The organism is Pseudomonas sp. BIOMIG1BAC (assembly GCF_001705995.2).
GTDB classification, from domain to species: domain Bacteria; phylum Pseudomonadota; class Gammaproteobacteria; order Pseudomonadales; family Pseudomonadaceae; genus Aquipseudomonas; species Aquipseudomonas sessilinigenes.
This window is the reverse complement of the sequence record NZ_CP049045.1, coordinates 6014814-6039763: the sequence shown is the minus strand read 5'-3', so window position 1 is coordinate 6039763 and position 24950 is coordinate 6014814. Positions and strand designations below refer to the sequence as shown.

At 62.0% G+C, this 24950-nt stretch carries 26 protein-coding genes and 1 pseudogene; 17 read left to right on the top strand and 10 right to left on the bottom strand.

Features of this window, described 5'->3' with window-relative positions; translation table 11 throughout:
• Nucleotides 1-3: 3 nt before the first annotated feature.
• Nucleotides 4-948 carry an alpha/beta hydrolase gene (locus tag ATY02_RS27915; protein WP_068579252.1) on the bottom strand — a complete coding sequence of 315 codons (945 nt, stop codon included), beginning with the start codon at nt 946-948 and terminating at the stop codon, nt 4-6.
• Between the two features lie 214 nt (nt 949-1162).
• Between ATY02_RS27915 and fadD2 the strand changes: the two genes are divergently transcribed.
• The gene (fadD2, locus tag ATY02_RS27910; RefSeq protein WP_068579255.1) at nt 1163-2851 is read left to right on the top strand and encodes a long-chain-fatty-acid--CoA ligase FadD2; all 1689 of its coding nucleotides are present in this window, start codon (nt 1163-1165) and stop codon (nt 2849-2851) included.
• Between the two features lie 344 nt (nt 2852-3195).
• Nucleotides 3196-4887 carry a long-chain-fatty-acid--CoA ligase FadD1 gene (fadD1, locus tag ATY02_RS27905; RefSeq protein WP_068579258.1) on the top strand — a complete coding sequence of 564 codons (1692 nt, stop codon included), beginning with the start codon at nt 3196-3198 and terminating at the stop codon, nt 4885-4887.
• A 60-nt stretch (nt 4888-4947) separates the two neighbouring features.
• Here the strand turns inward: fadD1 and ATY02_RS27900 are convergent, their stop codons facing one another.
• On the bottom strand, nt 4948-5325 hold the full coding sequence (locus tag ATY02_RS27900) for a hypothetical protein (RefSeq protein ID WP_068579262.1): 378 nt from the start codon (nt 5323-5325) through the stop codon (nt 4948-4950).
• A gap of 212 nt (nt 5326-5537) precedes the next feature.
• Between ATY02_RS27900 and ATY02_RS27895 the strand changes: the two genes are divergently transcribed.
• From ATY02_RS27895 to def, 3 genes are all read left to right on the top strand, one after another.
• A complete protein-coding gene (locus ATY02_RS27895) occupies nt 5538-5729 on the top strand; it encodes a CsbD family protein (RefSeq protein ID WP_068579264.1) in 192 nt (63 codons plus the stop codon).
• Nucleotides 5730-5905: 176 nt separating this feature from the next.
• Complete coding sequence (locus ATY02_RS27890) at nt 5906-6850, top strand: YihY/virulence factor BrkB family protein (RefSeq protein WP_068579267.1); 945 nt, start codon at nt 5906-5908, stop codon at nt 6848-6850.
• A gap of 2 nt (nt 6851-6852) precedes the next feature.
• A complete protein-coding gene (def, locus tag ATY02_RS27885; protein ID WP_068579270.1) occupies nt 6853-7392 on the top strand; it encodes a peptide deformylase in 540 nt (179 codons plus the stop codon).
• Nucleotides 7393-7436: 44 nt separating this feature from the next.
• Here the strand turns inward: def and ATY02_RS27880 are convergent, their stop codons facing one another.
• Both ATY02_RS27880 and gstA read right to left on the bottom strand, forming a co-directional pair.
• Nucleotides 7437-7856 carry a GNAT family N-acetyltransferase gene (locus ATY02_RS27880; protein ID WP_068579273.1) on the bottom strand — a complete coding sequence of 140 codons (420 nt, stop codon included), beginning with the start codon at nt 7854-7856 and terminating at the stop codon, nt 7437-7439.
• A 96-nt stretch (nt 7857-7952) separates the two neighbouring features.
• A complete protein-coding gene (gstA, locus tag ATY02_RS27875) occupies nt 7953-8555 on the bottom strand; it encodes a glutathione transferase GstA (protein WP_068579277.1) in 603 nt (200 codons plus the stop codon).
• A 97-nt stretch (nt 8556-8652) separates the two neighbouring features.
• On the opposite strand from gstA, the gene ATY02_RS27870 reads away from it, so the two are divergent.
• From ATY02_RS27870 to ATY02_RS36710, 3 genes and pseudogenes are all read left to right on the top strand, one after another.
• Nucleotides 8653-9513 (top strand): LysR family transcriptional regulator, encoded by an 861-nt coding sequence (locus ATY02_RS27870; RefSeq protein ID WP_068579280.1) that lies wholly within the window; start codon nt 8653-8655, stop codon nt 9511-9513.
• A gap of 566 nt (nt 9514-10079) precedes the next feature.
• A pseudogene (locus ATY02_RS36715) lies at nt 10080-10853 on the top strand (PAS domain-containing protein); the annotation flags it as partial.
• 6 nt (nt 10854-10859) lie between these two features.
• On the top strand, nt 10860-11399 hold the full coding sequence (locus tag ATY02_RS36710; protein ID WP_225926590.1) for a methyl-accepting chemotaxis protein: 540 nt from the start codon (nt 10860-10862) through the stop codon (nt 11397-11399).
• A 54-nt stretch (nt 11400-11453) separates the two neighbouring features.
• Here the strand turns inward: ATY02_RS36710 and ATY02_RS27860 are convergent, their stop codons facing one another.
• The 3 genes from ATY02_RS27860 to ATY02_RS27850 form a co-directional block, all read right to left on the bottom strand.
• Nucleotides 11454-11969 carry a hypothetical protein gene (locus ATY02_RS27860; RefSeq protein WP_068579286.1) on the bottom strand — a complete coding sequence of 172 codons (516 nt, stop codon included), beginning with the start codon at nt 11967-11969 and terminating at the stop codon, nt 11454-11456.
• Nucleotides 11970-12122: 153 nt separating this feature from the next.
• Nucleotides 12123-12755: a glutathione S-transferase family protein gene (locus ATY02_RS27855; protein WP_068579290.1), complete on the bottom strand. Its 633-nt coding sequence runs from the start codon at nt 12753-12755 to the stop codon at nt 12123-12125.
• A 97-nt stretch (nt 12756-12852) separates the two neighbouring features.
• The gene (locus tag ATY02_RS27850; protein WP_068579293.1) at nt 12853-13284 is read right to left on the bottom strand and encodes a PACE efflux transporter; all 432 of its coding nucleotides are present in this window, start codon (nt 13282-13284) and stop codon (nt 12853-12855) included.
• Nucleotides 13285-13404: 120 nt separating this feature from the next.
• On the opposite strand from ATY02_RS27850, the gene ATY02_RS27845 reads away from it, so the two are divergent.
• On the top strand, nt 13405-14322 hold the full coding sequence (locus ATY02_RS27845; RefSeq protein ID WP_068579296.1) for a LysR family transcriptional regulator: 918 nt from the start codon (nt 13405-13407) through the stop codon (nt 14320-14322).
• Here the strand turns inward: ATY02_RS27845 and ATY02_RS27840 are convergent.
• Nucleotides 14319-15254, bottom strand: a complete 936-nt coding sequence (locus ATY02_RS27840; RefSeq protein WP_068579299.1) for a LysR family transcriptional regulator — start codon at nt 15252-15254, stop codon at nt 14319-14321. The genes ATY02_RS27845 and ATY02_RS27840 overlap by 4 nt on opposite strands.
• A gap of 66 nt (nt 15255-15320) precedes the next feature.
• Between ATY02_RS27840 and ATY02_RS27835 the strand changes: the two genes are divergently transcribed.
• Complete coding sequence (locus ATY02_RS27835; protein WP_068579302.1) at nt 15321-15941, top strand: LysE family transporter; 621 nt, start codon at nt 15321-15323, stop codon at nt 15939-15941.
• A 6-nt stretch (nt 15942-15947) separates the two neighbouring features.
• Here ATY02_RS27835 and ATY02_RS27830 read toward each other — a convergent pair whose 3' ends face one another.
• Nucleotides 15948-16979, bottom strand: coding sequence for a LacI family DNA-binding transcriptional regulator (locus ATY02_RS27830; protein WP_068579305.1), 1032 nt, complete (start codon nt 16977-16979; stop codon nt 15948-15950).
• 217 nt (nt 16980-17196) lie between these two features.
• Here ATY02_RS27830 and ATY02_RS27825 point away from each other — a divergent pair, with 217 nt between their 5' ends.
• Entirely contained in the window at nt 17197-17730 is a 534-nt protein-coding gene (locus ATY02_RS27825) for a gluconokinase (RefSeq protein WP_068579309.1), read from the top strand.
• A gap of 84 nt (nt 17731-17814) precedes the next feature.
• Nucleotides 17815-19167, top strand: a complete 1353-nt coding sequence (locus tag ATY02_RS27820) for a GntP family permease (protein WP_068579313.1) — start codon at nt 17815-17817, stop codon at nt 19165-19167.
• Nucleotides 19168-19312: 145 nt separating this feature from the next.
• Here ATY02_RS27820 and alaC read toward each other — a convergent pair whose 3' ends face one another.
• A complete protein-coding gene (alaC, locus tag ATY02_RS27815; RefSeq protein WP_068579315.1) occupies nt 19313-20527 on the bottom strand; it encodes an alanine transaminase in 1215 nt (404 codons plus the stop codon).
• A gap of 281 nt (nt 20528-20808) precedes the next feature.
• Here alaC and ATY02_RS27810 point away from each other — a divergent pair, with 281 nt between their 5' ends.
• The 5 genes from ATY02_RS27810 to kdpC all read left to right on the top strand — a co-directional run bounded on the left by ATY02_RS27810 (nt 20809) and on the right by kdpC (nt 24948).
• Nucleotides 20809-21471, top strand: coding sequence for a LysE family translocator (locus ATY02_RS27810; RefSeq protein WP_068579318.1), 663 nt, complete (start codon nt 20809-20811; stop codon nt 21469-21471).
• A 68-nt stretch (nt 21472-21539) separates the two neighbouring features.
• The gene (locus tag ATY02_RS27805; RefSeq protein ID WP_068579321.1) at nt 21540-22028 is read left to right on the top strand and encodes a GyrI-like domain-containing protein; all 489 of its coding nucleotides are present in this window, start codon (nt 21540-21542) and stop codon (nt 22026-22028) included.
• 255 nt (nt 22029-22283) lie between these two features.
• Nucleotides 22284-22382 carry a K(+)-transporting ATPase subunit F gene (gene kdpF, locus ATY02_RS27800; RefSeq protein WP_068579325.1) on the top strand — a complete coding sequence of 33 codons (99 nt, stop codon included), beginning with the start codon at nt 22284-22286 and terminating at the stop codon, nt 22380-22382.
• A 166-nt stretch (nt 22383-22548) separates the two neighbouring features.
• A complete protein-coding gene (gene kdpA / locus ATY02_RS27795; protein WP_068579329.1) occupies nt 22549-24255 on the top strand; it encodes a potassium-transporting ATPase subunit KdpA in 1707 nt (568 codons plus the stop codon).
• Nucleotides 24256-24264: 9 nt separating this feature from the next.
• On the top strand, nt 24265-24948 hold the full coding sequence (gene kdpC, locus ATY02_RS27790) for a potassium-transporting ATPase subunit KdpC (RefSeq protein ID WP_068579330.1): 684 nt from the start codon (nt 24265-24267) through the stop codon (nt 24946-24948).
• Nucleotides 24949-24950 lie beyond the last annotated feature (2 nt).

The window sequence follows — 24950 nt, the reverse complement described above, 5'->3', positions numbered from 1 at the left end:
GCCCTATTCAGAGCGTGCTGGGCGGCGGTGCTGCAATGCCTGCTCCAGCCAGGCCAGTACGTCCTGGGTTACTTGGTCGCGATTGCTCTCGTTGAACAGCTCATGGCGCGCCTGCGGGTAGATGTTGAGCTGCAGGCACTGGCTGCCGGCCTCGCGCAGAGCACCGGCCAGATCCTTGAGACGCTTGCCATCGCTCACCGGATCACATTCGCCGCCCATTACCAGCAATGGCAGGCCCGGGTCGATCTGCGCCAGGTTGGTGATCTTGCTGATCTGTTGCAGGCCGCCCAGCAGGTCGATCCATAGCTGGTTGGTGCAACGATATCCGCACAGCGGGTCGTTGACGTACTTGTCGACCTCCGCCGGATCGCGGCTGAGCCAGTCGAAGGCGGTGCGATTGGGCTTGAAGGCCTTGTTGAAGGAGCCGAAGGACAACCACTCGATCAATGCACTGCGTCCTTGGCCGCCCTGGCGCCAGCGTTCGAAGCGAGCGATCAGGCTAGCGGCACGGTATAGGGCCACGGGTTGGAAGTTGGAGCCGCTGAGAATCGCCCCGTACAGGCTGGCGCTGTGGTGCAGCAGGTAGGCCTGGGCGATGTAGCTGCCCATGCTGTGTCCCAGCAGCACGATGGGCGTGGCGGGATGCTGCTGGCCGATATGCTGGTTGAGGCTGGCCAGGTCGCCGACCACCTTGTTCCAGCCGCCATGGTCGGCGTAGTGGCCGAGGACCCCGTGTCCGGCACTCTGGCCATGGCCGCGCTGGTCCGGTGCATAGACGCCATAGCCCGCAGAACACATGGCCTGGGCCAGGCGTGCATAGCGGCCGCTGTGCTCGGCCATGCCATGGGACAGCAGGATCACAGCCTTTAGCGGGCTCTCTGGCAGCCATTGGTTGACGAAGAGGCGCTGATGATCACTCGTGGTCAACCAGAACATGTCGTGGGTCATGGCTATTCCTTTGCTCGAAGACGCTGCACTTTATAGCGCATCGCCGGACGTGCGTCTGATTCGCAGGCCTGTTGGACGCAAGATTCACACAATTAATGACACACTCGCGCATATTTGCCTGAATCGCCATAGCTGCTAACGTCCCAGGAGCCCCGCCGCTGACAGCGTTACAGAGGTGGCCAGGACCGTTCAGGCAAATAAGAGGACAAGAATAATGCAACCTGATTTCTGGAATGATAAGCGCCCTGCCGGAGTCCCCAACGAGATCGACCTGGGGGCCTACAAGTCGGTGATCGAGGTGTTTGAGCGTTCCTGCAAGAAATTTGCCGATCGCCCGGCCTTCAGCAACATGGGGGTGACGCTGACGTACGCCGAGCTGGAACGCTACAGCGCGGCTTTCGCCGGCTACCTGCAGAGCCAGACCGACCTGGCTCCTGGGGATCGCATCGCGGTGCAGATGCCCAATGTCCTGCAATACCCGATCGCCGTGTTCGGTGCACTGCGTGCGGGGTTGATCGTGGTCAACACCAATCCGCTGTACACCGCGCGGGAGATGCGCCACCAGTTCAAGGACTCCGGGGCCCGGGCCCTGGTCTACCTGAACATGTTCGGGCAGAAGGTCCAGGAGGTGCAGGGCGACACCGATATCCAGTACCTGATCGAGGCCAGGATGGGCGACCTGATGCCCACCGCCAAAGGCTGGCTGGTCAACACCATAGTGGACAAGGTGAAGAAGATGGTGCCGGCCTACCACCTGCCCCAGGCCATCTCTTTCAAGAGCGCCTTGCGCCTGGGGCGTGGCCAGAGCCTCAAGCCCCAGGCCGCGGGGCTCGATGATGTGGCGGTATTGCAGTACACCGGTGGTACTACAGGCCTGGCCAAGGGCGCGATGCTGACCCATGGCAACCTGGTGGCCAATATGCAGCAGGTTCGTGCCTGCCTCGGCCAGCACGGGCCGGACGGCCACACCCAGTGGCGCGAGGGCCAGGAGGTAATGGTGGCGCCGCTGCCGCTGTACCATATCTATGCCTTCACCGCGAACTGCATGTGCATGATGGTCACCGGCAACCACAATGTGCTGATTACCAACCCGCGGGACATCGGCGGCTTCATCAAGGAACTGAAGAACTGGCGTTTCTCGGCATTGCTGGGGCTGAACACGTTGTTCGTCGCGCTGATGGAGCATCCGGAGTTCAAGCACCTGGATTTCTCCAACCTCAAGCTGACCAACTCCGGTGGCACGGCGCTGGTCAAGGCCACGGCCGAGCGCTGGCAGCAGATCACGGGTTGCCGGATCACCGAGGGCTATGGCCTGACCGAGACTTCGCCGGTGGCTTGCACCAACCCCTATGGCGAGAGTTCACGCCTGGGGACCGTCGGCTTGCCGGTGCCTGGCACCCTCGTCAAGGTTATCGACGACCAGGGCGTGGAGCTGGCCCTGGGCGAGCGTGGCGAACTGTGCATCAAGGGCCCGCAGATCATGAAGGGGTACTGGCACAAACCCGAGGCCACGGCAGAGGTGCTCGATGCCGAGGGTTGGTTCAAGTCCGGCGACATTGCCGTCATCGATCCAGATGGTTTCGTGCGTATCGTCGATCGCAAGAAGGACATGATCATCGTCTCGGGTTTCAACGTGTATCCGAACGAGATCGAGGATGTGGTGATGGCTCACCCGAAGGTGGCCAACTGCGCGGTAATCGGAGTGCCGGACGAACGTTCCGGCGAGGCCGTGAAGCTGTTCGTGGTACCCCGTGAAACCGGGGTCAGCCTTGAGGAACTCAAGGCCTACTGCAAGGAAAACTTCACCGGCTACAAGGTGCCCAAGCACATCGTCTTGCGCGAGTCGTTGCCGATGACTCCAGTGGGCAAGATCCTGCGTCGCGAGTTGCGTGATATCGCCTGAGGTCCGTCCGCTCGACCTTGCGCGGGCAAGCCGGTCGGTTCGACGGCTTGCCCGCTCTGCTTTGGTCGGGCGCAAAGCCGCGGACCAGAGCGGAATTCAGGGTTGTAGAATTTTTACTCTAAAAATGACCATTAAATGGTCTTGAGTCATATCTGTGACTATTCAGGCCTTTTTTGGCTCTAGGCGGCCTTTTCCAAAGCTGCTACTCTCGGCGCGCTTTGTGACTTCTCGGCCTAGAAAAAAGCCAGACTCACCACAAATTAAGACATCAATAAAAAACACACACCCAATAAAAATCGCATCGAATGCGGTGATGAATTCGCGTTGCTGAGGAGTGGGCTTCCATGATCGAAGACTTTTGGAAGGATAAGTACCCAGCTGGGATTGCTGCCGATATCAATCCAGACGAGTATCCGAATATTCAGGCGGTATTGAAGCAGTCCTGCCAACGTTTCGCCGATAAGCCGGCCTTTAGCAACCTCGGCAAGACAATCACCTACGGTGAACTGTACGAGCTGTCCGGGGCTTTTGCCGCGTATCTGCAACAGCATACCGATTTGCGGCCCGGTGATCGAATCGCTCTGCAACTTCCCAACCTGCTGCAATACCCGATCGCGGTGTTCGGTGCGATCCGTGCTGGCCTGATCGTGGTCAACACCAACCCGCTGTATACCGCACGGGAAATGGAGCACCAATTCAACGACTCCGGTGCCAAGGCGCTGGTCTGCCTGGCCAACATGGCCCACCTGGCGGAAGCCGTGGTGCCCAAGACCGGGGTCAAGCATGTGATCGTCACCGAGGTGGCGGACCTGCTTCCCCCGCTCAAGCGCCTGGTGATCAACAGCGTCATCAAGTACGTGAAGAAGATGGTGCCGGCCTACCACCTGCCCCAGGCCGTGAAGTTCAATGATGCGCTGCGCATGGGCCAGGGCCAGCCGGTCCAGGAAGCCAACCCCGCCAACGGCGAAGTGGCGGTATTGCAGTACACCGGTGGTACCACCGGTGTCGCCAAGGGCGCGATGCTGACCCACCGCAACCTGGTGGCCAACATGCTGCAGTGCAAGGCACTGATGGGCTCGGACCTCAACGAAGGTTGCGAGATCCTCATCACCCCTCTGCCGCTGTACCACATCTATGCCTTCACCTTCCATTGCATGGCCATCATGCTCATGGGCAACCACAACATCCTGATCAGCAATCCGCGGGATTTGCCGGCGATGGTCAAGGAACTGTCGAAGTGGAAGTTCAGCGGGTTCGTCGGCCTCAACACCCTGTTCGTTGCCCTGTGCAACAACGAGGCGTTCCGCAAGCTGGATTTCTCTGCGTTGAAGGTCACCCTCTCCGGCGGCATGGCCCTGCAACTGGCAGCCGCCGAGCGCTGGAAGTCCGTGACCAACTGCCCGATCTGCGAAGGCTACGGCATGACGGAGACCAGCCCGGTGGCCACGGTCAACCCGGCCCAGAATATCCAGGTCGGCACCATCGGCATTCCGGTACCGTCTACCCTGTGCCGGGTGGTCAACGATGCCGGTGAGGAGTTGCCGCTGGGTGAAGTCGGCGAGCTGTGCGTGAAGGGCCCGCAGGTGATGAAGGGCTACTGGCAGCGCCAGGACGCCACCGATGAAGTCCTGGACAGCGAAGGCTGGCTCAAGACGGGCGACATTGCGTTGATTCAACCCAATGGCTACATCCGTATCGTCGACCGCAAGAAGGACATGATCCTGGTCTCGGGTTTCAACGTGTACCCCAACGAGTTGGAGGACGTGCTCGTTTCGCTGCCAGGCGTCCTGCAATGCGCGGCGATCGGTGTGCCGGACGAGAAGTCCGGCGAGACCATCAAGGTCTTCATCGTCGTCAAGCCGGGGGCTACCCTGACCAAGGAGCAGGTGATGACCCACATGCGGGCCAATGTCACCGGCTACAAGGTGCCCAAGGCCGTGGAGTTCCGTGATGCCTTGCCAACCACCAACGTCGGCAAGATCCTGCGCCGCGAATTGCGCGATGAAGAGCTGAAGAAGCTCGGCGTGAAGAAGTAACTCGCAGCAGTCAGAAAAAGCCCCGCCAGTGCGGGGCTTTTCTGTTTCTGCGCCAAGAGGTTACTGGCGGAACTGGGCGAAGCCCACGCCAGTACCCGCCGGGCGTACATCCTTGAGGAACGAGTCCTTGTCGGCGCTCAGCTCCAGGCTCAGGGCGGACTTGCGCTTGCCTTCGTTGCGCACCACCAGGCCCTCGCGCCTTTTGCGCAGGAAGGCGGTGGGCACCTTCAGGTGGATCAACTGGTCGGTACTCGGGGTATGCAGCAGCAGGTGCAGCCATTCGTGCTGGCCGACGGCCAGGCGGGCCAGCAGGATGTCGAACCACCAGATATTGCGGTTGCGGTTGAGCTCCGCGAACTGGCAGTTGTTGACGTCCAGCACCGCCCCGCCCAGTTCCTGGTTTCTACGGGCGATAGCCTGCTTTTTATCGAGTTTCATAAGCTTCCTACGAAAATTGGATCTTCAGGGCCTGGCCTGAACAGGGCGAGCATTCTCCCGGGTTGCCTGGCAAACATAAAGTGCAACCGTGGGTCGGCGATGAAAGGCCCGGTAAAAATAATTGAAACTCTGCGCGAGCGCTTCGAGTCAACCTTGGGCAACGAGGCATTTTGTTCCTGATTCGACCAACGACAACTCACCGGAGAAATACCATGGGTAGTGCAGCGGATAAGGCCAAGGGCTTGGCCAATGAAGCCATCGGTAACGTCAAGCAAGGCATCGGCAAGGCCACCGACAACAGCAAGTTGCAGGCCGAAGGCAAGTTGCAGGAAAAAAAGGGCGAAGCCCAGCAGGCACTCGGCAAGGCCAAGGATGCAGTGAAGAAGACCATCGACAAGGCCTGAGCAGGCGTACCCTGTAGTTGACACGACGGCCATCCACGGATGGCCGTCGTCATGCATGGGCCCTGGCAATCTGCCGATGGCCGTGGTTGTGGTTCGCCAACTAGGCTAATTTGTTGTAGAAAACGCCCCCCTGAGTCGCCAGCGACTTCAATCTTTTTGCGGCGAAAGGAGACGCTATGATTTTTCCGGACCTCAAAGGCCTGCCCCTGCACCGCGTATTGATTCGTACGGTCAATGAGTTCATCGCGGATGAGATGTCCACCTACGCTTCGGCCCTGGCCTACCAGATGCTGTTCTCGTTGTTCCCCTTCATCCTGTTTCTCATCGCCCTGATCGGTTTCCTGCACCTGCCGGACTTTTTCTCCTGGCTGCGCATGCAGGCTGAGATGGTGCTGCCTCACGAGGCCCTGGAGCAGGTCAATCCGGTGATCGACCAGTTGCAGCAGTCCAAGGGCGGCTTGTTGTCCGTGGGTATCGTCATCGCCCTCTGGACCGCCTCGGCGGGTGTGCGGCTGATGATGAGCGCCATGAATGCCGCCTACGACGTGGTGGAGGGGCGGCCGATCTGGAAGCGCTTCCCGCTGTCGATTTTCTACACCGTGGGCATCGCCGGCATGCTGCTGGCCGCCGCGGCATTGATGGTGCTGGGCCCGCAGGTGATGGCGTGGTTGGCAGGGCAGGTGGGCCTGGAGGATTTCATCGTCACCTTGTGGACCATCCTGCGTTGGCCGGTGATCGTGCTGTTGATGATGGTGGCCGTGGCCCTGATGTACTACGTGATGCCCGATGTGAAGCAGAAATTTCGCTTCATCACCCCAGGTTCGGTGCTGGCGGTGGTGGTGTGGATCGTCGCCTCCCTGGGGTTTGCCTACTACGTGAAAACCTTCGCTAACTACAACGCGATGTATGGCAGTATCGGCGCGATCATCGTGTTGTTGCTGTATTTCTATATCTCGTCCGCAGTGCTGCTGCTGGGGGCAGAGATGAATGCGGTGATCGAGCACATGTCGGCTGAAGGCAAGGATCCTGGTGAAAAGGACTTTGGCGGCCCCGGCGACAAACAACATATTTCGGGACTGGGTCGGGACCACTCGCTCCAGCCGAGCACAGACGAAGCCTGAACATGATCCGTGAAATCCTCAAGATGGGTGACGAGCGCCTGCTGCGCGTCGCTCCTGCGGTACCGCCCGAGATGTTCGATAGCCCACAACTGTGGGAACTGATCGACGATATGTTCCAGACCATGGAGAGCGTGGGCGGCGTAGGCCTGGCTGCACCGCAGATCGGTGTCGACCTGCAACTGGTGATTTTCGGCTTCGAACACAGCGAGCGTTACCCCGAGGCCGAGGCGGTGCCGCAGACCATCCTGATCAACCCGCTGATCACCCCCTTGAGCCCGATTCAGGAAGAGGGGTGGGAAGGTTGCCTCTCGGTCCCCGGCATGCGGGGCGTGGTGCCGCGCTACCAGCATATTCGCTATGAAGGCTTCGACCCCAAGGGCGAGCCTGTAGTGCGCGTGGCTTCGGGCTTTCATGCCAGGGTGGTGCAGCATGAATGCGATCACCTGATTGGTCGGCTGTATCCATCGCGCATCAGTGATTTTCGCAAGTTCGGTTTCACCGAGGTGCTGTTTCCCGACCTCGATCCCAATGCTGACGACTGACGACTGACGACTGACGACTGACGACTGACGACTGACGCCGAGGCTCAGGCCCGACCATCCCTGCTGGCCATGGCCAGCAGGGGTTTGCTGCGTTGGTAGCGGGCCAGTCGCTCCGCCAGGGGCGGCGGTAGTCGGGGATCGCGAGTGAAGCCCAGGCATTGATAAAAGGCTTCCAGGTCCGGGTGGCAGAATAGCCAGACCGGCCCCGGCGTCTCCTGTAGCGCCTGTTCGATCAGGCGCCTGGCCAGGCCCTGGCCCCGGCTGAGTGGGGCGACGAACAAACCCGTCAGCCAATGCCCCTGTTCCACTGGTGTGAGGCTCATCCCCGCCACGATCTCTTCATCCCTGAGCACCCACAGTTGACCCTCGCCGGAGGCACGCATGGTTGACCGGTGCTGGCGATAGAACTTGTTCAGCAAGGGGCGTGAAGCTTCGCTAAGCAGGCTGATATGGACGTTGGGCATGGGCGCGCAAAGGGGTGGCAAGAGGCGCGGATTATAAGGAAACCCTCCGCCAAGCACAGGCCATTCTGGGGGCCGTGTCCGGCAGAGGGGGAGGACTCAGGCCAGTTCCACTGCCAGTGCATCACGCACGGCCGGGCGCTGTTCTACCCGGGCCTGGAATCGCACCAGGGCCGGCCAGTTCGCCAGCTCGATGGCGAACAGGGCGGTCCAGCGCAGCACCGTGAACAGGTAGGCATCGGCAATCCCGAATTGTGAGCCTTGCAGGTAGTCCTGGCGTTCCAGTGTCTGCTCCAGCAGTGCCAGGCGCTTGGCCAGCTTCTGGCGGAACACTTTTTGGGCCGGTTCATCGAAGGCCGAGTTGAACAGGTAGCCCAGGGGGCCGTGGATCTCGGTGGTGATGAAGTTCAGGGTTTCCTGCAGTCGCACCCGTTGCCAGGTGCCATTGGGGGCAGCCAGGCCGCTCTCGGGCTTGAGGTCAGCCAGGTATTGCAGGATGGCCGGGCCCTCGGTGAGCACCTCGCCGTTGTCCAGTTGCAAGGCGGCCACATAACCCTTGGGGTTGATGCCGAGGAAGTCCTGGCCGTCGGCGGTGCGCTTGCTGCGGTTGTCGACACGGATCGCTTCGAAGGGCAGTTGCAGTTCGCGCAGGATGATATGGGAGGCCATGGAGCAGGCTTGAGGGGCGTAATAGAGTTTCATCGACAGGTCTCTAGTAAGGGGCGAGCCAGTGTCGTGGACGCTGGTAGCATGGGTAAAATTAATCTTTCAGAAAGCGGCCATAAGGATAGCTACTGCCATGATGAACCTGATGCACTGGCGCCTGCTGGTGGCGATCGCCGAACGCGGCACCATCACCCGCGCCGCCGAACAGGTCGGCATGACCCAGTCCGGGGCCAGCCAGGCCCTGGCCCAGATGGAGGACATGCTGGGTGTGCAGTTGTTCATTCGCGACAATCGCCAGGCCCTGCCCACCGCGATCGGCTTGCAGGTCCTGGAGCAGGCGCGAGTGATGCTCGGAGCCCTGGCACAGATCCGCCGAGAGGTGGAAGCGGCTCGGGGCATTCCCCAGGGTAGCCTGCGCCTGGCGGGTTTTCCCGTGGTCCTGGCGACCTTCCTGCCACCGCTGTTGCGCCGTTTCAACCAGCTGTATCCGGGAATCGAGGTGGTGCAACTGGAAGTCAGCGATGATGAGGTGCATGCCTTGCTCGATGCGCAGCTGGTGGACCTTGGGGTGGTGCTCAACCCTGATCCCGGACGTCGCTCCTGGCTGTTGGGGCGCGACTCCTGGGTGGCGGTATTGCCTGAGGATCATCCCTGGCCGGAGCCGAGCATCGACCTGGCGAGCCTTCTGGAGCAGCCTTTCATCCTGGCCACCGGTGGTTGTTCGGTGAACGCCCGCAGCCTGGCTGCCGCTGCCGGATTGACGCTGGCGGATATACGGGTCGAGGTACGCGAGTGGAGCAGTGCCTTCAGCCTGGTGCGCGAACGGCTGGGGGTCACCCTGGTTCCCCTGAGCACCTTGCCCGAGCAGCGCCAGGGTTTGCGGGTGCTGCCCTTGAGTTCCACGGTGGAGCGAGAGTTCGCGCTGGTGTCCGCCCCCGGGCAAGAGCCAGGCGCCATGGCACAGGCGTTCCTGGCTACTCTCGAAGCGCGTTAGATACCCTGCCGGGCAGCACCTGCAACGACTCTAGACGCCCGGCACCAGGATCTTCTGATAAGCAATGTTTATGTCTTATTTGTTACTTATCGCGAATGACTTCCAGTGCCCTGGAAGTTGTGAAAACAGCCTGACTAGTGGCCTTGCATAGAGGCATTGGCTGTCTATGCTCAAACGTGAAAATTCGTATCTGTTGGCATTGGAGTGTCTGCTTTTGCGATGTTCATGTTCTTGTAGTTGATGTTGCTGCAACTATTTTTGCAGCCGTGCCGGTGTTACCGATAGCCGCAAGAGTGCGCAACTAGAGGCACCAGCGGGCCAGGAGCGTTGAAATTAGATGGAGTCTGCTTTCTTTGTTAGGTCCGACCCGGTCATGGGTCATCAAGTAAAGGATGGCTTGATAAGAGCGTTGCAACACGGACTCTCCGATTAAACATCACTTATCACCTGACACTTCCTCTCGTATATGGGAGGGCGCTTGCCATGCTTTATGAACGTTGTGGTGGATCAGTTGAAAGACTAGGAACTTCCGTCAAACAAAAGACAGCGTTGAAGGTGATACAACCATGTTTAACCTACATCACAAGGCTGACCTGCTGGAAATCGAGCGCTTCAATTGCGCCCTGGACGAAGCCAATGGCAAGTTGGCGGCCATCAGTCGCTCCATGGCGATGATCGAGTTTTCCCCCGACGGTATCGTGCTCGATGCCAACGAGAATTTCTGCCTGGTCATGGGGTATTCGGTCGAGGAAATACGTGGCAAGCATCATCGAATCTTTTGCGAGGAAGAGTTCTATCGCAGCGAGGCCTACAACAAGTTGTGGCGCGATCTCGCCCGGGGGGAGCCGATCAGCGATACCTTCGTGCGGTTGAACAAGAAGGGCGAGGAAATATGGCTTGAAGCCAGCTACATGCCGGTGTTCGATGCCAATCGCCAAGTGCGCAGCGTGATCAAGGTGGCCTCGGATATCTCCGATCGCATTCATCTGGAGCATGAGAACCAGAGCCTGCTCAATGCTATCGGGCGCTCCATGGCGATCATCGAGTTCAGTCCGGACGGCCGGATCATCACGGCCAACGATAACTTCCTCAAGACCATGCAGTATTCGCTCAACGAAATCGTCGGCCAGCACCACAGCATGTTTTGCCACCGAGCCGAAGCCGAGTCGACCGAGTACAAGCAGTTCTGGGCTTCGTTGAATCGCGGCGAATACCATTCCCACCGTTTCGAGCGGGAAAACAAATATGGCCAGACCGTATTCCTCGAGGCTTCCTATAACCCCTTGTTCGACGCCAAGGGGCGCTTGTACAAAGTGGTCAAGTTCGCCAGTGACATCACCCAACAGATGACCACGCTGCAATCGGCGGCCGAGTCGGCCCACAGTACGTCGGTGCAGAACGACGCCTGCGCCCAGAAGGGCTCGGAAGTGGTACAGCAGACTGTGGAGATCATCCAGCAGATCTCCCATGACCTGAATGCGGCGGCGCTCAGTATCGATGCGGTGAGCAAGCAATCGGAGATCATCGGCACCATCGTCCAGACCATCCGCGGGATCGCCGACCAGACCAACCTGCTGGCGCTCAATGCGGCCATCGAGGCTGCCCGGGCTGGCGAGCATGGGCGAGGTTTTGCGGTGGTAGCGGACGAGGTGCGTAGCTTGGCGGCCCGTACCAGCCAGGCGACGGTGGAGATCGTCGAGGTGGTGCGCAAGAACCACGACCTGTCCAAGAGCGCGGTCAGCAGCATGCAGTCGAGCCTGAGTCGTACCGGGCTCGGGGTCGAGTTGGCGAATGAAGCCGGGGAGGTGATCCTGGAGATCCAGCAAGGCTCGCGCCATGTGGTGGATGCCATCAGCCAGTTCAACTCATCCTTGCAGTTGCAGTAGGCGCTCGGGCACAAAAAAGGGTTCCCGCAGGGAACCCTTTTTCATTGCGCGTGATTACAGCGAGGCGAGGAATTTCTCTTCGACCGGCTTCATGCTGTCGTTGGACTGCTGCTCTTGCTTGGCCAGTTTCAGCTTGTCCTGCATACGCTGGGAGATTTCCTGGTTGATCGCCATCAGGCGTTCGGGAGACATGCTCTGCAGATCATCCTCGGTGAGGCCCATTTCCTGAAGGATGCTGTCGCGCAGGCGTTGCTCCGGAGTCTTGCTCATGTAGTCCTTGAATTCGGACATGGCATCGCTCTGGGTGGCATTGTTGGCCTGTGGCGCGCTGGTGGCGGGTGGCGTGGCTTGTTGCAGCAGGACGCGAGTCTTGGCGAAGGCTGCGTTGACGTTGTCAGTCACGCTGTTGATCTGCTGTTGTTGGCTGGACTGGCTGGCCGGCACGGTCACGGAATTCTGGGCCTGTTGCAGCATGCCGCTGTACAGAGCGCTGGCGGCGGCAGTAGTCGGGTCCATATCGGTGCGCGAAGTGGGCTGCACCGAAACGGAGTTCTGGGCGTTGACCAACATGATCTGGAACCTGTGTTAGGGAACTAGGTTATTGATACAGCAAATTCCATGCCGATATTTAAGTCCTTTTAAATCAATGATTTGCTTTTGTCGGTAGGGAGCCGGGGGCAGAAAGCGGACAGTTCTTGCCGCTTCCTGGCAAAGCCGGTGGCGTCATGGCGTGCCGTTGCGCCCGTGCAACAGGAACCCCGGGCGTTGGCTCAGGCGCTCGTAGTAGGCGCCCACGGCGGGGAAGTCCGGGTGCTCCATGGGGGTCATTTGCCAGCGATTGACCGAGAGCCCGAGGACGATATCCGCCAGGCTGAAATCGTCACCGGCAACGTAGGCCTGTGTACGTGCCAGCTGCTGTTCGAGGATCTGCATCTTGGCATTCCAGGCCTGCAGGCTGGCGCCCAGGCGCCGGCTGTCCTGGCAGTCGGGGTGCTGGCGTACCAGGCCCATGAACGCGTAGTTCCAGGAAGGATTGAGTTCCGTGGCCTGCCAGTCCATCCATTGTTCCACCAGGGCCCGGGCCCGTGGAGCGATCGGCAACAGGCCGCTGCCTGGGTGCAGGTTGGCCAGGTAGCGACAGATGCTGTTGGATTCCCACAGGACGCCGGCTTCGTCGATCAGCACGGGCACCTGGGCATTGGGGTTGAGGGCCAGGAATTCGGGGGTGTGGGTCGAGCGAAAGCCACTGCCCCAGTCTTCCTGTTGATAGGGCAAGCCAAGCTCCTCACAAGTCCACAAGACTTTCCTGACATTGATGGACGAGGCTTTACCGAGAATTCTGCAGGGGGTTCCCATGACGCTTCCTTGTTCGTGGTTCGGACGGCCATGGGAATCTATCAGTGTGGCGATGCGGCGACGACGGTGATGTGGCCTTCGATACGGTTTGCAAGCCTCAGGCGGGATCGGGCAAGGCCGAGGCCGGCAGGCCGAAGACTTTGTCGAACAGCCAGTTGAAGGCGAAGGTGTAGCAAGGAATGAACAGGATCAATGCCAAGTCCAGGAGAAAGGCCTGTACCAGGCTGATGTTCATCCACCAGGCGATCAGCGGGATGAGGAATACGATCAGTGTCAGCTGGAAGCCCACGGCATGGGCGATGCGCCGCTTGACGGTCCGGGTGCGCGAGGCCTGGCGGCTTTCCCAGCGCTCGAACAGGCTGGTGTAGATGAAGTTCCAGGTCACGGCGATGCTGGTGATGATCACGGCCAGTGGGCCGGTGCTGGTGGGCGAGGTGCCGGACAGCAAGGCCAGGCCCAGGGCCGAGAAGGTCATGCCGAATACTTCGAACAGGGAGACGTAGACCAGTTTGCGTTTCACGCCTTGCATGGGGGTTCCTTTGTCTTGAATGGAGTGGCCAGGGCTTAGCTGGCAGGGGCGTGAACGATAGCTTCAGTTGGAGTGACAGAAAAAGTCGGAAGCTTTCAGGTTTTCTGATAGGTTGGCGCCATGAATTTCTCCAGTGACAGCATCCAGTTGTTTCTTGCCGTGCTTGAGCGCGGATCTTTTTCTGCGGCTGCCCGGTTCCTGGGCAAGGTGCCCTCGGCGGTGAGCATGGGGATCGCCAACCTTGAGGCCGAGCTGGGTTATGCCTTGTTCGACCGCAGCCATCGCGAGCCGGTGCCCACCCCCCTGGCCTTGTCCCTGGCGCCCCATGCGCGCTTGATCGCCGACCAGCTGCGGCAACTGCAGGTGCATGCCGTCGAGCTGTCCCTGGGCCTGGAGAGCAAGCTGTCGGTGGCGGTGGTGGACGACATCGACAAACAACGGGTATTGGCGGCCATCAAGCTGATTGCCGAGCGCCATCCACTGCTCGAGGTAGAGGTGCTCTGTGCGCCACAGGACGACGTGTTGCAGTTGCTGCACGATGGGCGGGTCAGTGTCGCGGTGGCGTTCGCCGGCTTGAGCGTCAATGCCCTGGAGTACTTCCAGTACGTGGGCAGCGAGCGCATGACGGCCTGTATTTCCGCCCGCCATCCGCTGTTCCAGGCCAGCGACGGCAGCTTGTACCTGGAGGACCTGATCCAGGTACGCCAGGTGGTGGTGGCCAGCCGTGACTTGCCCATCAGCGACACCCGGCCCCTGGTGGGCGAATCCCGCTGGCGTACCGACAGCCTGGCCATGGCCCTGCACATGGTGGAAACAGGTATCGGCTGGGGCAACTTCCCGTTGTCGGTGTTGCGTCCGTTGTTCGCGGCCGGGCGCCTGCAGCGCCTGCGCTTCAAGAACATCGACAACGGCCTGACCTTGCCGGTGCATGCGGTATGGCTGAAGAACCAGCCGTTGCAGAAGGGCGCCCTGGCCCTGGTGCAGTTGCTCAGCGGCCAGGACCCGGCCCTGGATCAGCCGCTGATGCCAGGGGCTTAGCCAGTCGGCAGGGCTTGCTGGCGCAGCCAGCGCAGCAACTGCCCGGCCGCCGAGTCTTCGTCGATGGGCTGTGGCGCCAGCAGGTAATAGGCGCTGTCATCGGCGATAAAGCCGAAAGGCGCGCATAGCAGCCCGCTGGCCAGGTCGTCGCGCACCAGTTGCCAGGGCGCCATGGCTACCCCCAGGCCTGCCACCGCTGCTTGCAGGCTGAAATAGAAATGCTCGAAGACCTGTTCCTGGGGCGTCGCCCGGCCTGGCTGTCGCTGTCGCTGCAACCACTGCTGCCAGGCTTCGGGGCGGGTGGCGCTGTGCAGTCGTGGTGCGTGTTCGCTCAGGCGCGCCAGCCCCTGGTCCAGGGGCGCCCAATCGGCCTGGCGTTCGGGGCGGCAGACTGGGCCGATGCTCTCGTCGAATAGCCAGTGGGCCTGGGTTGGGTTGCTCCAGGTGAAATCGTTGCGGCGAATCGCCAGGTCGATCCCGGCATTGAAAGAGAAGGGCCCGCCGCCGGCCAGCAACTGGATCGACACCTCAGGGTACTGGGCCTGGAACTGCGGCAGTCGCGGGATCAGCCAGCGCATCAACAAGGTTGGCTCGCAGGACAGCACCAGCGGCGCCTTGGGTTCGGATGCGCGCAAGCGGCTGGTGGTGCCTTCGATCAGGTCCAGGGCCTGGCTCACGCTGTGCAACAGTTCATGGCCAGCTGGGGTGAGGAATACCCGGTGGCTGCGCCGCTCGAACAGCGGCGTACCCAGGTCCTCTTCCAGGGCTCGTACGGCGCGGCTGATGGCGCCATGGGTCAAGTGCAGGGCGGCACCGGCGCGGGTGAAGCTCTCCAGGCGCGCCGCTGCCTCGAAGCAGCGCAGGGCTCCCAGGGGCGGCAGGCGGCGACGCAACAACTGTGAGTTTTTATCACCGTGGGTGTCAGTTTTCATCGTTGGCTGTTTCCGTCGAGGTCCCCATACAGTAGCGCCTGATTCTATAACCAAGGCGTAGCTGTCGTGACCGAACTGTTAGTCGTACTCACTATTACCATTCTCGCGGTGCTCAGTCCGGGCGCCGATTTTGCCCTGGTCACCCGCAATAGCCTGATGCTTTCGCGGCGCCACGGCGTGCTCACTGCCCTGGGCATCGGGCTGGGGGTCATGCTGCATATCGGCTACAGCTTGCTGGGGGTGGGAGTGCTGTTGCAGCAGTCGCTGCTGTGGTTCACGGTGCTGAAGAGCGCCGGGGCGATGTACCTCATCTACCTGGGCTACAAGCTGCTGCGCAGCCCGGCGCCGGCTGGGCAGGAGACGCTGGTGCAGCGCCAGGTGATGTCCGGTTGGGCGGCCCTGCGCAGTGGCCTGCTGACCAATGCGCTGAACCCGAAGACGATGATCTTCGTCCTCAGCCTGTTCATGCAGGTGATCGAGCCGGGAACCCGCTTGCCGGTGCAGTTGGGCTACGGCGCGATCATCGTCCTGGCCCATGTGCTGTGGTTCGTGGCGGTGGCGCTGTTCTTCTCGGCGCCGGCCATCGCTGGCCGGCTGCTGGCCTACAAGCGCCGGATCGATCAACTGTTCGGTGCGGTGCTGGTGGGTTTCGGCCTGTTGCTCGGTGCCTTGAACGTGCGCTCCTGAGGCGCCTCAGGTGCTTTCGCGGACCCTTAGCTCGAAGCCCATGTCCACCACCGGTTCGGCCACGCTGTTGCCGGCCAGGAGGGTCAGCATCTGCTCGGCGGCGCGCCGGCCAATGGCTTCCCGTGGCGTGCTGATGCTGCTCAGGCGCGGCACCATGTATTCCGAGGACGGCAGGTCGTTGAAGCCCAGCACCGCCACCTGCTCGGGAACCTTGATGCCGCAGCGCATGGCTTCCAGCAGGGCGCCCTGGGCCAGGTCGTCGTTGCCGAAGAAGATCGCGTCCACCTGGGGCTGGCTCTGCATCAGTTGCAGGAACAGCTCGCCACCCAGGCCCACGGAGGAGGGGCGGGGGGTCAGCAGTTCCAGGTCCGGGTTGTACAGCCCGGCAGCCTGCAGGGCCCGGCGGAAGCCTTCGCCGCGCAGCAGGGTGCGCTGGTCCAGTTGCGCACCGATGTAGGCCAGGTGCCGGCGCCCGCGGGAGATCAGGTGCTGGGCGGCGGTCTCCCCGGCGCTGAGCTGCGAGAAGCCCACGCAGTTGATCCCGGATGCGCTGTCCAGGTCCATCATGTAGACGCAGGGAATGTTGTTGGCCTCGATCATCCGCCGGGCGCTTTCGGTCCGATCGAAACCGGTCAGCAGCAGGCCCCGGGGCTGGTAGGTCATGTAGTTGCGCAGCAGGTTCTCTTCTTCGTCCCGGGAATAGTGGTAGTTGCCGATCAGCACTTCGAAGCCCTTGGGTCGTAGCACCTGGTGGATGGCTTCCAGGGTTTCGATGAACAGCAGGTTCGACAGCGACGGCACCAGTACCACCACCGACTGGCTCTGGGCCGAGGCCAGGGCGCGGGCGGCGGAGTTGACCACGTAGTTCAGCTCCAGCGCCGCCTTCTGCACCTTCTCCACCAGTTCGGTGGCCACGCTGCTGACGCCGCGCAGCGCCCTGGAGGCGGTGATCGGGCTGACGCCAGCCAGGCGTGCGACTTCGTTGAGGGTTGGGCGGCCCGTGGTACGGGAATTTTTATCGTTCTTCTGGGTGGTCATCAGACGGCTTGCCAAACAAAATTCAAGTCACTAAGGTAGCGCTGTCCTAAAACAGCTGCAATGCGTGAGCGAGGTGTGCCTGACTCCTCGCTCTTTGGTTTTGGCGGACTATATACGCGGCAACCCACAAAAATGACAAGAAGGCGTCGGCAGACACTGTTTTTGTACTAGAACTAGAACTAGCGAAGGTAGCGCTGTCTGCGCGCTGAGGTCTTATATGAGTCAACCTATTACCGCCCTGGTCATCATGGGCGTTGCCGGCTGTGGCAAATCCAGCGTCAGCCAGGCCCTGTGCCAGCGCAGCGGTGCCACGGCCATTGAAGGCGATACGTTCCACCCTGCCGCGAACATCGCCAAGATGAGTGCCGGAATCCCCCTCGACGACGACGATCGCGCCGGCTGGCTCGACAGCCTGTGCGAGGAGTTGCGCCGTGCCCTGGCCGCCGGCCAGCAGCCAGTGCTGACCTGTTCGGCCCTCAAGCGCCAGTATCGCGAGCGCCTGCGCGCCGCGACCCCCGGCCTGGGCTTTGTCTTCCTCGAACTGGCGCCGCAAGTCGCCGCCGATCGCGTGGCGCACCGGCCAGGGCATTTCATGCCATCGACCCTGATCGACAGCCAGTTCGCCACCCTCGAATCCCCGGTGGGGGAGCCGCTCACCCTGGCCCTGGATGCCAGCAACCTGAGCGTCCTGCGCCTGGCCGAGCTGGCCCACCAATGGTGGCTGGCAAATGGCCTCGAAACTTCACGCTAAGTGTCGCCTCGAAAAAGGTAGCGCTATCCCACTCGGCCCTTGTTTTTAACGCTTTAATAAAAACAACAAACCGGAGGCAAACTCATGTTTGGCATGTCCCAAGAGACCTATCTGCTGGTTGATGCAGTGGTCACCATCATCGGGCTGATCGTCTTGATCACCCGCTTCAAACTGCATCCCTTCATCGCCCTGATCATCGCGGCCGGCTTCCTGGGCCTGACCTCGGGCATGCCGGTGGACAAGATCATCAAGGCGTTCCAGGACGGCTTCGGTGGCGTGCTCGGCTTCGTCGGCATCATCCTGGCACTGGGCACCATGCTCGGCAAGATGATGGCCGAGTCCGGCGGCGCCGATCAGATCGCCCAGACCCTGATCCGCTCGTTCGGCAAGGAACGGGTGCAGTGGGCGATGATGTTCGCCGCCTTCCTGGTGGGGATCCCGCTGTTCTTCGAGATCGGCTTCGTGCTGCTGATCCCGCTGGTGTTCATCGTCGCCCGGCGTACCGGGGTCTCGCTGATCAAGATCGGTATCCCGCTGCTGGCCGGCCTGTCCGCAGTCCACGGCCTGGTGCCGCCGCACCCGGGGCCGCTGCTGGCCATCGGCGTGTTCGGCGCCGATATCGGCAAGACCATTCTCTACGGCCTGATCGTGGCGCTGCCCACGGCGATCATCGCCGGTCCGATCTACGGCACCTTCATTGCCAAGTACATTCCTGGCAACCCATCCCAGGAACTGGTGGACCAGCTGGCCCGCGAACCCCAGAGCAGCGAGCTGCCCAGCTTCAGCGTGACCCTGGTGACCGTGCTGCTGCCGGTGTTCCTGATGCTGCTCAAGACCTTCGCCGACGTGGCCCTGCCGGACGGACACTTCTTCCGCATCTGGATGGACATGATCGGCCACCCGATCACTGCCTTGCTCCTGGCGCTGCTGTTGTCGCTGTACACCTTCGGCTACAAGCAGAACATCGACTCCAAGCGCATGCTCAAGCTCCTGGACGCCAGCCTGGCGCCGACCGCGGCGATCATCCTGATCATCGGTGCCGGTGGTGGCTTCAAGCAGATGCTGGTGACCAGCGGCGTGGGTGACGTGATCGGCCACATGGCGGTCAACGCGCAGATCTCGCCGATCCTGCTGGCCTGGCTGGTAGCGGCGGTGATCCGCATCGCCACTGGTTCTGCCACCGTGGCCACCATCACGGGCGCCGGGATCGTGGTCCCGGTGGTGGGGATGATCCCCGGGGTCAACCGCGAACTGCTGGTGCTGGCCACCGGCGCCGGGTCGCTGATCCTGTCCCACGTCAACGATGCCGGCTTCTGGCTGGTCAAGCAGTACTTCAACATGACCGTGGCCGAGACCTTCAAGACCTGGACGGCCATGGAGACCATCCTGTCGGTGGTGGGCCTGATCTTCATCCTGCTGCTGTCGCTGGTGGTCTGACCTCCTGCGCTACGCCGCCCACAAAAAAACCGCAGCGATGCGGTTTTTTTGTGCCTGTTCGATTGTAGGAGCGGCCGGTCGACGCTCGATTGCCCGCGATGGCTGGCTCAGCGCGCCAGCAAGCCTGGTTCCTACAGAAGCCGCATCACGCGCCTTTGTGCACCAGGCCGTCGGCGCGGAACATGCCGCGGATGCCGCGTACGGCCTGGCGGATACGGTCCTGGTTCTCGATCAGGGCAAAGCGCACGTGATCGTCACCGTACTCGCCGAACCCTACGCCCGGCGAGACGCAGACCTTGGCCTCGGCCAGCAGCTTTTTGGCGAACTCCAGCGAGCCCAGGTGGGCATAGGCTTCAGGGATCTTGGCCCAGACGTACATCGAGGCCTTGGGGTTCTCCACCATCCAGCCCAGCTCATGCAGGCCCTTGACCAACACATTGCGCCGCTGCCGGTACTGCTCGGCGATATCGCGCACGCACTGTTGGTCGCCTTCCAGGGCCGCGATGGCGGCTACCTGCAGCGGGGTAAAGGTGCCGTAGTCGTGGTAGCTCTTGATCCGCGCCAGGGCGCTGACCAGCTCCGGATTACCGACCATGAAGCCGATGCGCCAGCCGGCCATGTTGTAGCTCTTGGACAGGGTGAAGAACTCCACCGCAATGTCCTTGGCCCCGGGCACCTGCATGATCGACGGGGCCTTCCAGCCGTCGTAGACGATGTCGGCGTAGGCCAGGTCGTGGATCACCAGCACGTCGTACTGCTTGGCCAGGGCGATGACCCGCTCGAAGAAGTCCAGCTCCACGCATTGCGAGGTGGGGTTGGACGGGAAGCCGAGGATCATCATCTTCGGCTTGGGAATCGAGCCACGGATGGCCTGTTCCAGCTCGGCGAAGAAGTCCACGCCGGGCACCAGTGGCACTGAGCGCACCTGGGCGCCGGCGATCACCGCGCCGTAGATATGGATCGGATAGCTGGGGTTGGGCACCAGCACGGTGTCGCCGTGGTCCAGGGTGGCGAGCATCAGGTGCGCCAGGCCTTCCTTGGAGCCGATGGTGACGATGGCTTCGCTTTCCGGGTCGATGTCGACCTGGTAGCGCTCCTGGTACCAGCGGGAAATCGCCCGGCGCAGCCGTGGGATGCCCCTGGAAGTGGAATAGCCATGGGTGTCTTCGCGCTGGGCGACCTGCACCAGCTTTTCGACGATATGCGGCGGGGTCGCACCGTCGGGGTTACCCATGCTCAAGTCGATGATGTCTTCGCCGCGCCGACGCGCAGCCATCTTCAGCTCGGCAGTGATATTGAAAACGTAGGGGGGGAGTCGATCAATGCGCGCAAAGCGGCGCGGCGAACCTTGTTCGGCCATTGTTGCCTCGAATAGACGTAAGCGCCCGGAACCGTCCGAGCGACGTTGGCCACTGCGGTGGCCTGCGAGGCAGACGATAAAGGCGCCGGCGAGGGCTTGTCCAGAGGGGCGAAAAATTATTTTGCAGGCCGCCCGGGGATTTGCGAGAGCGCAGGCTTTGTCGCTATAACGTGCACGCTTCTTGCCTGCAACGGTTGCGGGCGATACCTGCCCGAGTGGTTTTTCAAGCGCTCCCCAAGGCCCGCAAGCCCTTCGAACAACAGCAGCAAACAGGATGAATGATGGAGTTTACCAGCGGCTTCTTGCTGAGCCTCTCGCTGTGCCTGGACATCGGCGTGGCCAATATCGCGATGATCACCCTGGCCATGCAGCGTGGCTATTTCCAGGGCTTTTGCCTGGGCCTGGGAACCTGTTTCGGTGACTTGATCTATGCGCTGCTGGCCCTGGCCGGAATGACCGTGCTGCTGCAGTACGAGACGGTGCGCTGGGTACTTTGGCTGGGTGGGTCGGCGCTGCTGGTGTATTTCGCAGCGAAGATGCTCTACGCCGCGATCCATCACGATGCGTTGCTCAATACCGCCGGGGAGGTGGAGCGGGGCTCGCCGCGCAAGGAGTTCCTGCGGGGGATTTTCCTGGCCATGTCCTCTCCCAGTGCGATCCTCTGGTTCGCCGCCGTGGGTGGCACCCTGATTGCCCGCTCCGGAGGTGGCAGCATCGTCGACTCCGCCTTGTTCCTTGGCGGCTTCTTCTGTGCCGGGCTGACCTGGACCCTAGGCCTGTGCCTGGCGGCGACCCAGGGCGGCAAGCTGCTGGGGGACAAGCTATTGCGCTATTCCTACCTGGCATCTGCAGCGATCTTCTGCTATTTCGCGGTGTTTGTGATCCTTTCCGGTTACCAGGAGTTTATTGTCGATGCCCGGGTAAGTGACCTTCCGGCGCTCTGAGCCAAGAGCCGCCCAAGGGCTTCTATACTTGCCCTCGAACCCATTTTTCAGTGGCAGGAGTGGCATTCATGGATGAGCAAAAACCAGGCACAGGTCCAGAGCCGCGCTTCGAAAGAGGGCATTTCTTGTTGGTCGCCGGTTTCAGCCAACGCTTCGTTCCTGCCAGCGCCCAGGCGATCAGCCAGCTGTGGCAGCGTTTCATTCCCCATGTCGGCAAGGTGCCGGGCCAGATCAACGACGTGACCTACGGCGTGCACTCCAACCCAGACGGGCAAGGCGGGTTCGAGTACATCGCCGGGGTCGAGATCAGCAAGCTCGACGATCTGCCGGAACACTACCGCTGGATCGAAATGCAGTCGCAGCACTATGCCGTATTCGAGCACGGTGGCTCATTGCAGGACCTGCCCCGTACCTTCGATTACATCTGGCGTACCTGGTTGCCGCAGTCCGCGCGCCAGGCTGCCGACGAACCCTCGTTCGAACGCTATAGCGCCGATTTCAACCCCGATACCGGCACCGGGGTCGTGGAAATCTGGCTGCCTCTCAAGGCTGCTTGAAGCTGGCGGGGGGCGTAGTCCGCCCCCGATCTACAGCGCGTCCAACGCAATCTTTATGCCGTCTTAATACCGCCCCCTGCAATGAGTGCCCGGCCTTGATGCGCGCTCACCTAACCTGCGTGGCGCAGAGGAGGGCGGTGGACGGCTCGTTCCCGACTCCCTGTCGGCGCCCCTTGCCGGGCGCCTCGAACGGTTGCGCCATGGGTTGCTGATAACGCCCCTGGTGCGACCTCAACGCATTCGAGGGGAGCTGCCTTGCTGACACTGTCATTCATCTACGGCGCCAGTGGTTTTTGCGCTGTGTTGCTGTTCGCCTACCTGGGTTATGCACTGATCCGCGCCGAGAAGTTCTGATGCGCGCTCCCAGTCTTCGCCACCTACCTGCATGCGCCCCTGGGGCGTTCTCGAGAAAGGAAACCAGCCATGTACGACCTGATCTTCGTGGGCCTGTCCCTGGGGTTCTTTGTACTGACGGCCCTGGGCATCGTCGCCATGGGCAAGATTTGAACGGAGCATCGACATGTTGAGTACTGTGCTGGAATACGCGGTGATCCTCGGCCTGATGACCGGGCTCGCCGTGCTCATGGGCAAGTGGCTGGCACGGGTCTTCAGCGGCCGTGGCCATGCCCTGGCGGAGCGCGCCACTTACTGCCTGTTGGGGATCGACCCTGGCGAGGCCATGGGCTGGGCTCGCTACGGTTCGGCCTTGCTGCTGTCCAACGCGGCGATGATGCTGCTGGGCTACCTGGTGCTGCGCCTGCAAGGGCTGACGCCCCTGAACCCGCTGGGGCTGGCGGCGCAGAGCCCGGACCTGGCGTTCAACACCGCCGCCTCCTTCATTACCAATACCAACTGGCAGGCGTACTCCGGCGAGAGCAGCCTGTCGAACTTCAGCCAGATGGCGGCCATCACCTTCCTGATGTTCGTCGGCGCCACCGCCGGAGTGGTGGCCGCCGCCGGCTTCATCCGTGGCTTGAGCCGTTCCAGCTCGGCGGACATCGGCAACTACTGGGTGGATTTCATCCGCGTGCTGTACCGGGTGATGCTGCCCTTGTGCCTGCTGATGGCGCTGGTCTACGTCTGGCAAGGCATGCCCCAGACCCTGGACTCCGAGGCCCTGGCCACCACCCTGGAGGGCGGCCGCCAGCAGTTGATCGTTGGTGCCGTGGCCAGCTTCGAGTCGATCAAGCACATCGGCACCAACGGCGGCGGTTTCTTCAGCATGAACGCCGCGCACCCGTTCGAGAACCCGACGCCGCTGACCAACGTCCTGCACATCCTCAGCATGCTGCTGATTCCTTCGGCGCTGACCTACACCTTCGGCAGCATGCTGCTGCGCCGGCGCCAGGGCTGGGTGTTCTTCGGCACCTTCCTGGTGATGTTCGCAGGCTTCCTGGCCATCGTGTTCACTGCCGAGCAGAGCGGCAACCCGCTGCTGACCCTGGCCGGAGCCGACCAGCAACTGTCGGCGACCCAGAGCGGCGGCAACATGGAAGGCAAGGAGCTGCGCTTTGGCATCGCTGACACTGCGCTGTTCGTCACCACCACCACCGGTGCTACTACCGGCTCGGTGAACGCCATGCACGACTCGCTGACCCCCATGGGCGGTTTCGTACCCCTGGCGCAGATGATGCTCAACTGCGTGTTCGGCGGCGACGGCGTGGGCTTCATCAACCTGATCCAGTACGCCCTGCTGACGGTGTTCCTGGTGGGCATGATGATCGGCCGCAGTCCGGAGTTCCTCGGCAAGAAGATCGAGGCCCGGGAGATCAAGCTGGTGATGCTCTCGGTGCTGGCGCATCCGATCTGCATCCTCGGGTTCACCGCCCTGGCGGCGCTCTGGCCGGACACCCTCAACAGCCTTAACAACCTGGGTCCCCATGGTTTCAGCGAGGTGCTCTATGCCTACGCCTCGGGCACCGCGAACAACGGTTCGGCGTTCGCCGGGCTGAACGCCAACACGCCGTTCTTCAACACCACCATCGGCCTGGCGATGCTCATGGGGCGCTTCTTCACCATGCTGCCGATGCTGGCCGTGGCCGGCTCCCTGGCGGCGAAAAAGAACATCCCGGCCGGCGCCGGCACCATTCCCACCGCGACCCCGCTGTTCATGTTCCTGGTGGTGTTCGTGGTGCTGGTGGTCGGTGGCCTGACCTTCCTGCCGGCGCTCGCGCTCGGCCCGCTGGTGGAGCAACTGCAGTTGCTGGCCGGCCAGACCTACAAGTAAGGGGTTGTGATGACTACGCAAATGCAAACCCAGGGCACCACCGCGGTGCTGTTCAAGGGCCTGCTGCGCCCGGTGCTGGTGGCGGCGTTGCTGTGCCTGGCACTGACCGGCCTGGCCTATCCGCTGGCGACCACGCTGCTGGCCAACCTGTTGTTTCCGTTCCAGGCCCAGGGCAGCCTGGTGCAACGCAACGGCCTGGTGGTGGGCTCCAGCCTGATCGGCCAGGCCTTCCAGCGGCCGGAGTATTTCCAGGGTCGGCCCAGCATGACCCTGGGCAGCGATCCGCTGGACCCGAGCAAGAGCGTGCCGCAGCCCTACAACGCCGGGGCCAGTGGTGCCAGCAACCTGGGGCCCACCAGCCAGAAGCTGCTGGACAGCGTCGCCGAGCGGGCCCGTACCTACCGCCAACTCAATGGCCTGGCCGCCGACAGCCTGGTGCCGGTGGACGCGGTGACGGCGTCGGCGTCCGGCCTGGACCCGCACATCTCCCTGGCCAACGCCCGGCTGCAGCTGGAGCGGGTGGCTCGCGCACGGCACCTGCCGCCGGGCGAGCTGCAAGCCCTGCTGCAAGCACACAGCGAAAGCCGCACCTTCGGCCTGCTGGGCGAGCCCCGGGTCAATGTGCTGCAACTGAACCTCGCACTGGACGCCCTGGCGCCCATGCCTGCCTCGCCCCTCGCGACCAGTGAGTAAGA

Bases quoted from the DNA above. Each gene is read 5' to 3' on its own strand.
- ATY02_RS27860 (WP_068579286.1), bottom strand. From the start codon at position 11,969: ATGTTGGTCAACGCCCAGAACTCCGTTTCGGTGCAGCCCACTTCGCGC.
- def (WP_068579270.1), top strand. From the start codon at position 6,853: ATGATCCGTGAAATCCTCAAGATGGGTGACGAGCGCCTGCTGCGCGTC.
- ATY02_RS27805 (WP_068579321.1), top strand. From the start codon at position 21,540: ATGGATGAGCAAAAACCAGGCACAGGTCCAGAGCCGCGCTTCGAAAGA.
- ATY02_RS27855 (WP_068579290.1), bottom strand. From the start codon at position 12,755: ATGGGAACCCCCTGCAGAATTCTCGGTAAAGCCTCGTCCATCAATGTC.
- alaC (WP_068579315.1), bottom strand. From the start codon at position 20,527: ATGGCCGAACAAGGTTCGCCGCGCCGCTTTGCGCGCATTGATCGACTC.
- ATY02_RS27840 (WP_068579299.1), bottom strand. From the start codon at position 15,254: ATGAAAACTGACACCCACGGTGATAAAAACTCACAGTTGTTGCGTCGC.
- ATY02_RS27900 (WP_068579262.1), bottom strand. From the start codon at position 5,325: ATGAAACTCGATAAAAAGCAGGCTATCGCCCGTAGAAACCAGGAACTG.
- ATY02_RS27870 (WP_068579280.1), top strand. From the start codon at position 8,653: ATGATGAACCTGATGCACTGGCGCCTGCTGGTGGCGATCGCCGAACGC.
- ATY02_RS27845 (WP_068579296.1), top strand. From the start codon at position 13,405: ATGAATTTCTCCAGTGACAGCATCCAGTTGTTTCTTGCCGTGCTTGAG.
- ATY02_RS27820 (WP_068579313.1), top strand. From the start codon at position 17,815: ATGTTTGGCATGTCCCAAGAGACCTATCTGCTGGTTGATGCAGTGGTC.
- fadD1 (WP_068579258.1), top strand. From the start codon at position 3,196: ATGATCGAAGACTTTTGGAAGGATAAGTACCCAGCTGGGATTGCTGCC.
- gstA (WP_068579277.1), bottom strand. From the start codon at position 8,555: ATGAAACTCTATTACGCCCCTCAAGCCTGCTCCATGGCCTCCCATATC.
- ATY02_RS27830 (WP_068579305.1), bottom strand. From the start codon at position 16,979: ATGACCACCCAGAAGAACGATAAAAATTCCCGTACCACGGGCCGCCCA.
- ATY02_RS27915 (WP_068579252.1), bottom strand. From the start codon at position 948: ATGACCCACGACATGTTCTGGTTGACCACGAGTGATCATCAGCGCCTC.
- ATY02_RS27850 (WP_068579293.1), bottom strand. From the start codon at position 13,284: ATGCAAGGCGTGAAACGCAAACTGGTCTACGTCTCCCTGTTCGAAGTA.
- ATY02_RS27895 (WP_068579264.1), top strand. From the start codon at position 5,538: ATGGGTAGTGCAGCGGATAAGGCCAAGGGCTTGGCCAATGAAGCCATC.
- kdpC (WP_068579330.1), top strand. From the start codon at position 24,265: ATGACTACGCAAATGCAAACCCAGGGCACCACCGCGGTGCTGTTCAAG.
- ATY02_RS27890 (WP_068579267.1), top strand. From the start codon at position 5,906: ATGATTTTTCCGGACCTCAAAGGCCTGCCCCTGCACCGCGTATTGATT.
- ATY02_RS36710 (WP_225926590.1), top strand. From the start codon at position 10,860: ATGACCACGCTGCAATCGGCGGCCGAGTCGGCCCACAGTACGTCGGTG.
- ATY02_RS27810 (WP_068579318.1), top strand. From the start codon at position 20,809: ATGGAGTTTACCAGCGGCTTCTTGCTGAGCCTCTCGCTGTGCCTGGAC.
- kdpA (WP_068579329.1), top strand. From the start codon at position 22,549: ATGTTGAGTACTGTGCTGGAATACGCGGTGATCCTCGGCCTGATGACC.
- ATY02_RS27880 (WP_068579273.1), bottom strand. From the start codon at position 7,856: ATGCCCAACGTCCATATCAGCCTGCTTAGCGAAGCTTCACGCCCCTTG.
- ATY02_RS27825 (WP_068579309.1), top strand. From the start codon at position 17,197: ATGAGTCAACCTATTACCGCCCTGGTCATCATGGGCGTTGCCGGCTGT.
- fadD2 (WP_068579255.1), top strand. From the start codon at position 1,163: ATGCAACCTGATTTCTGGAATGATAAGCGCCCTGCCGGAGTCCCCAAC.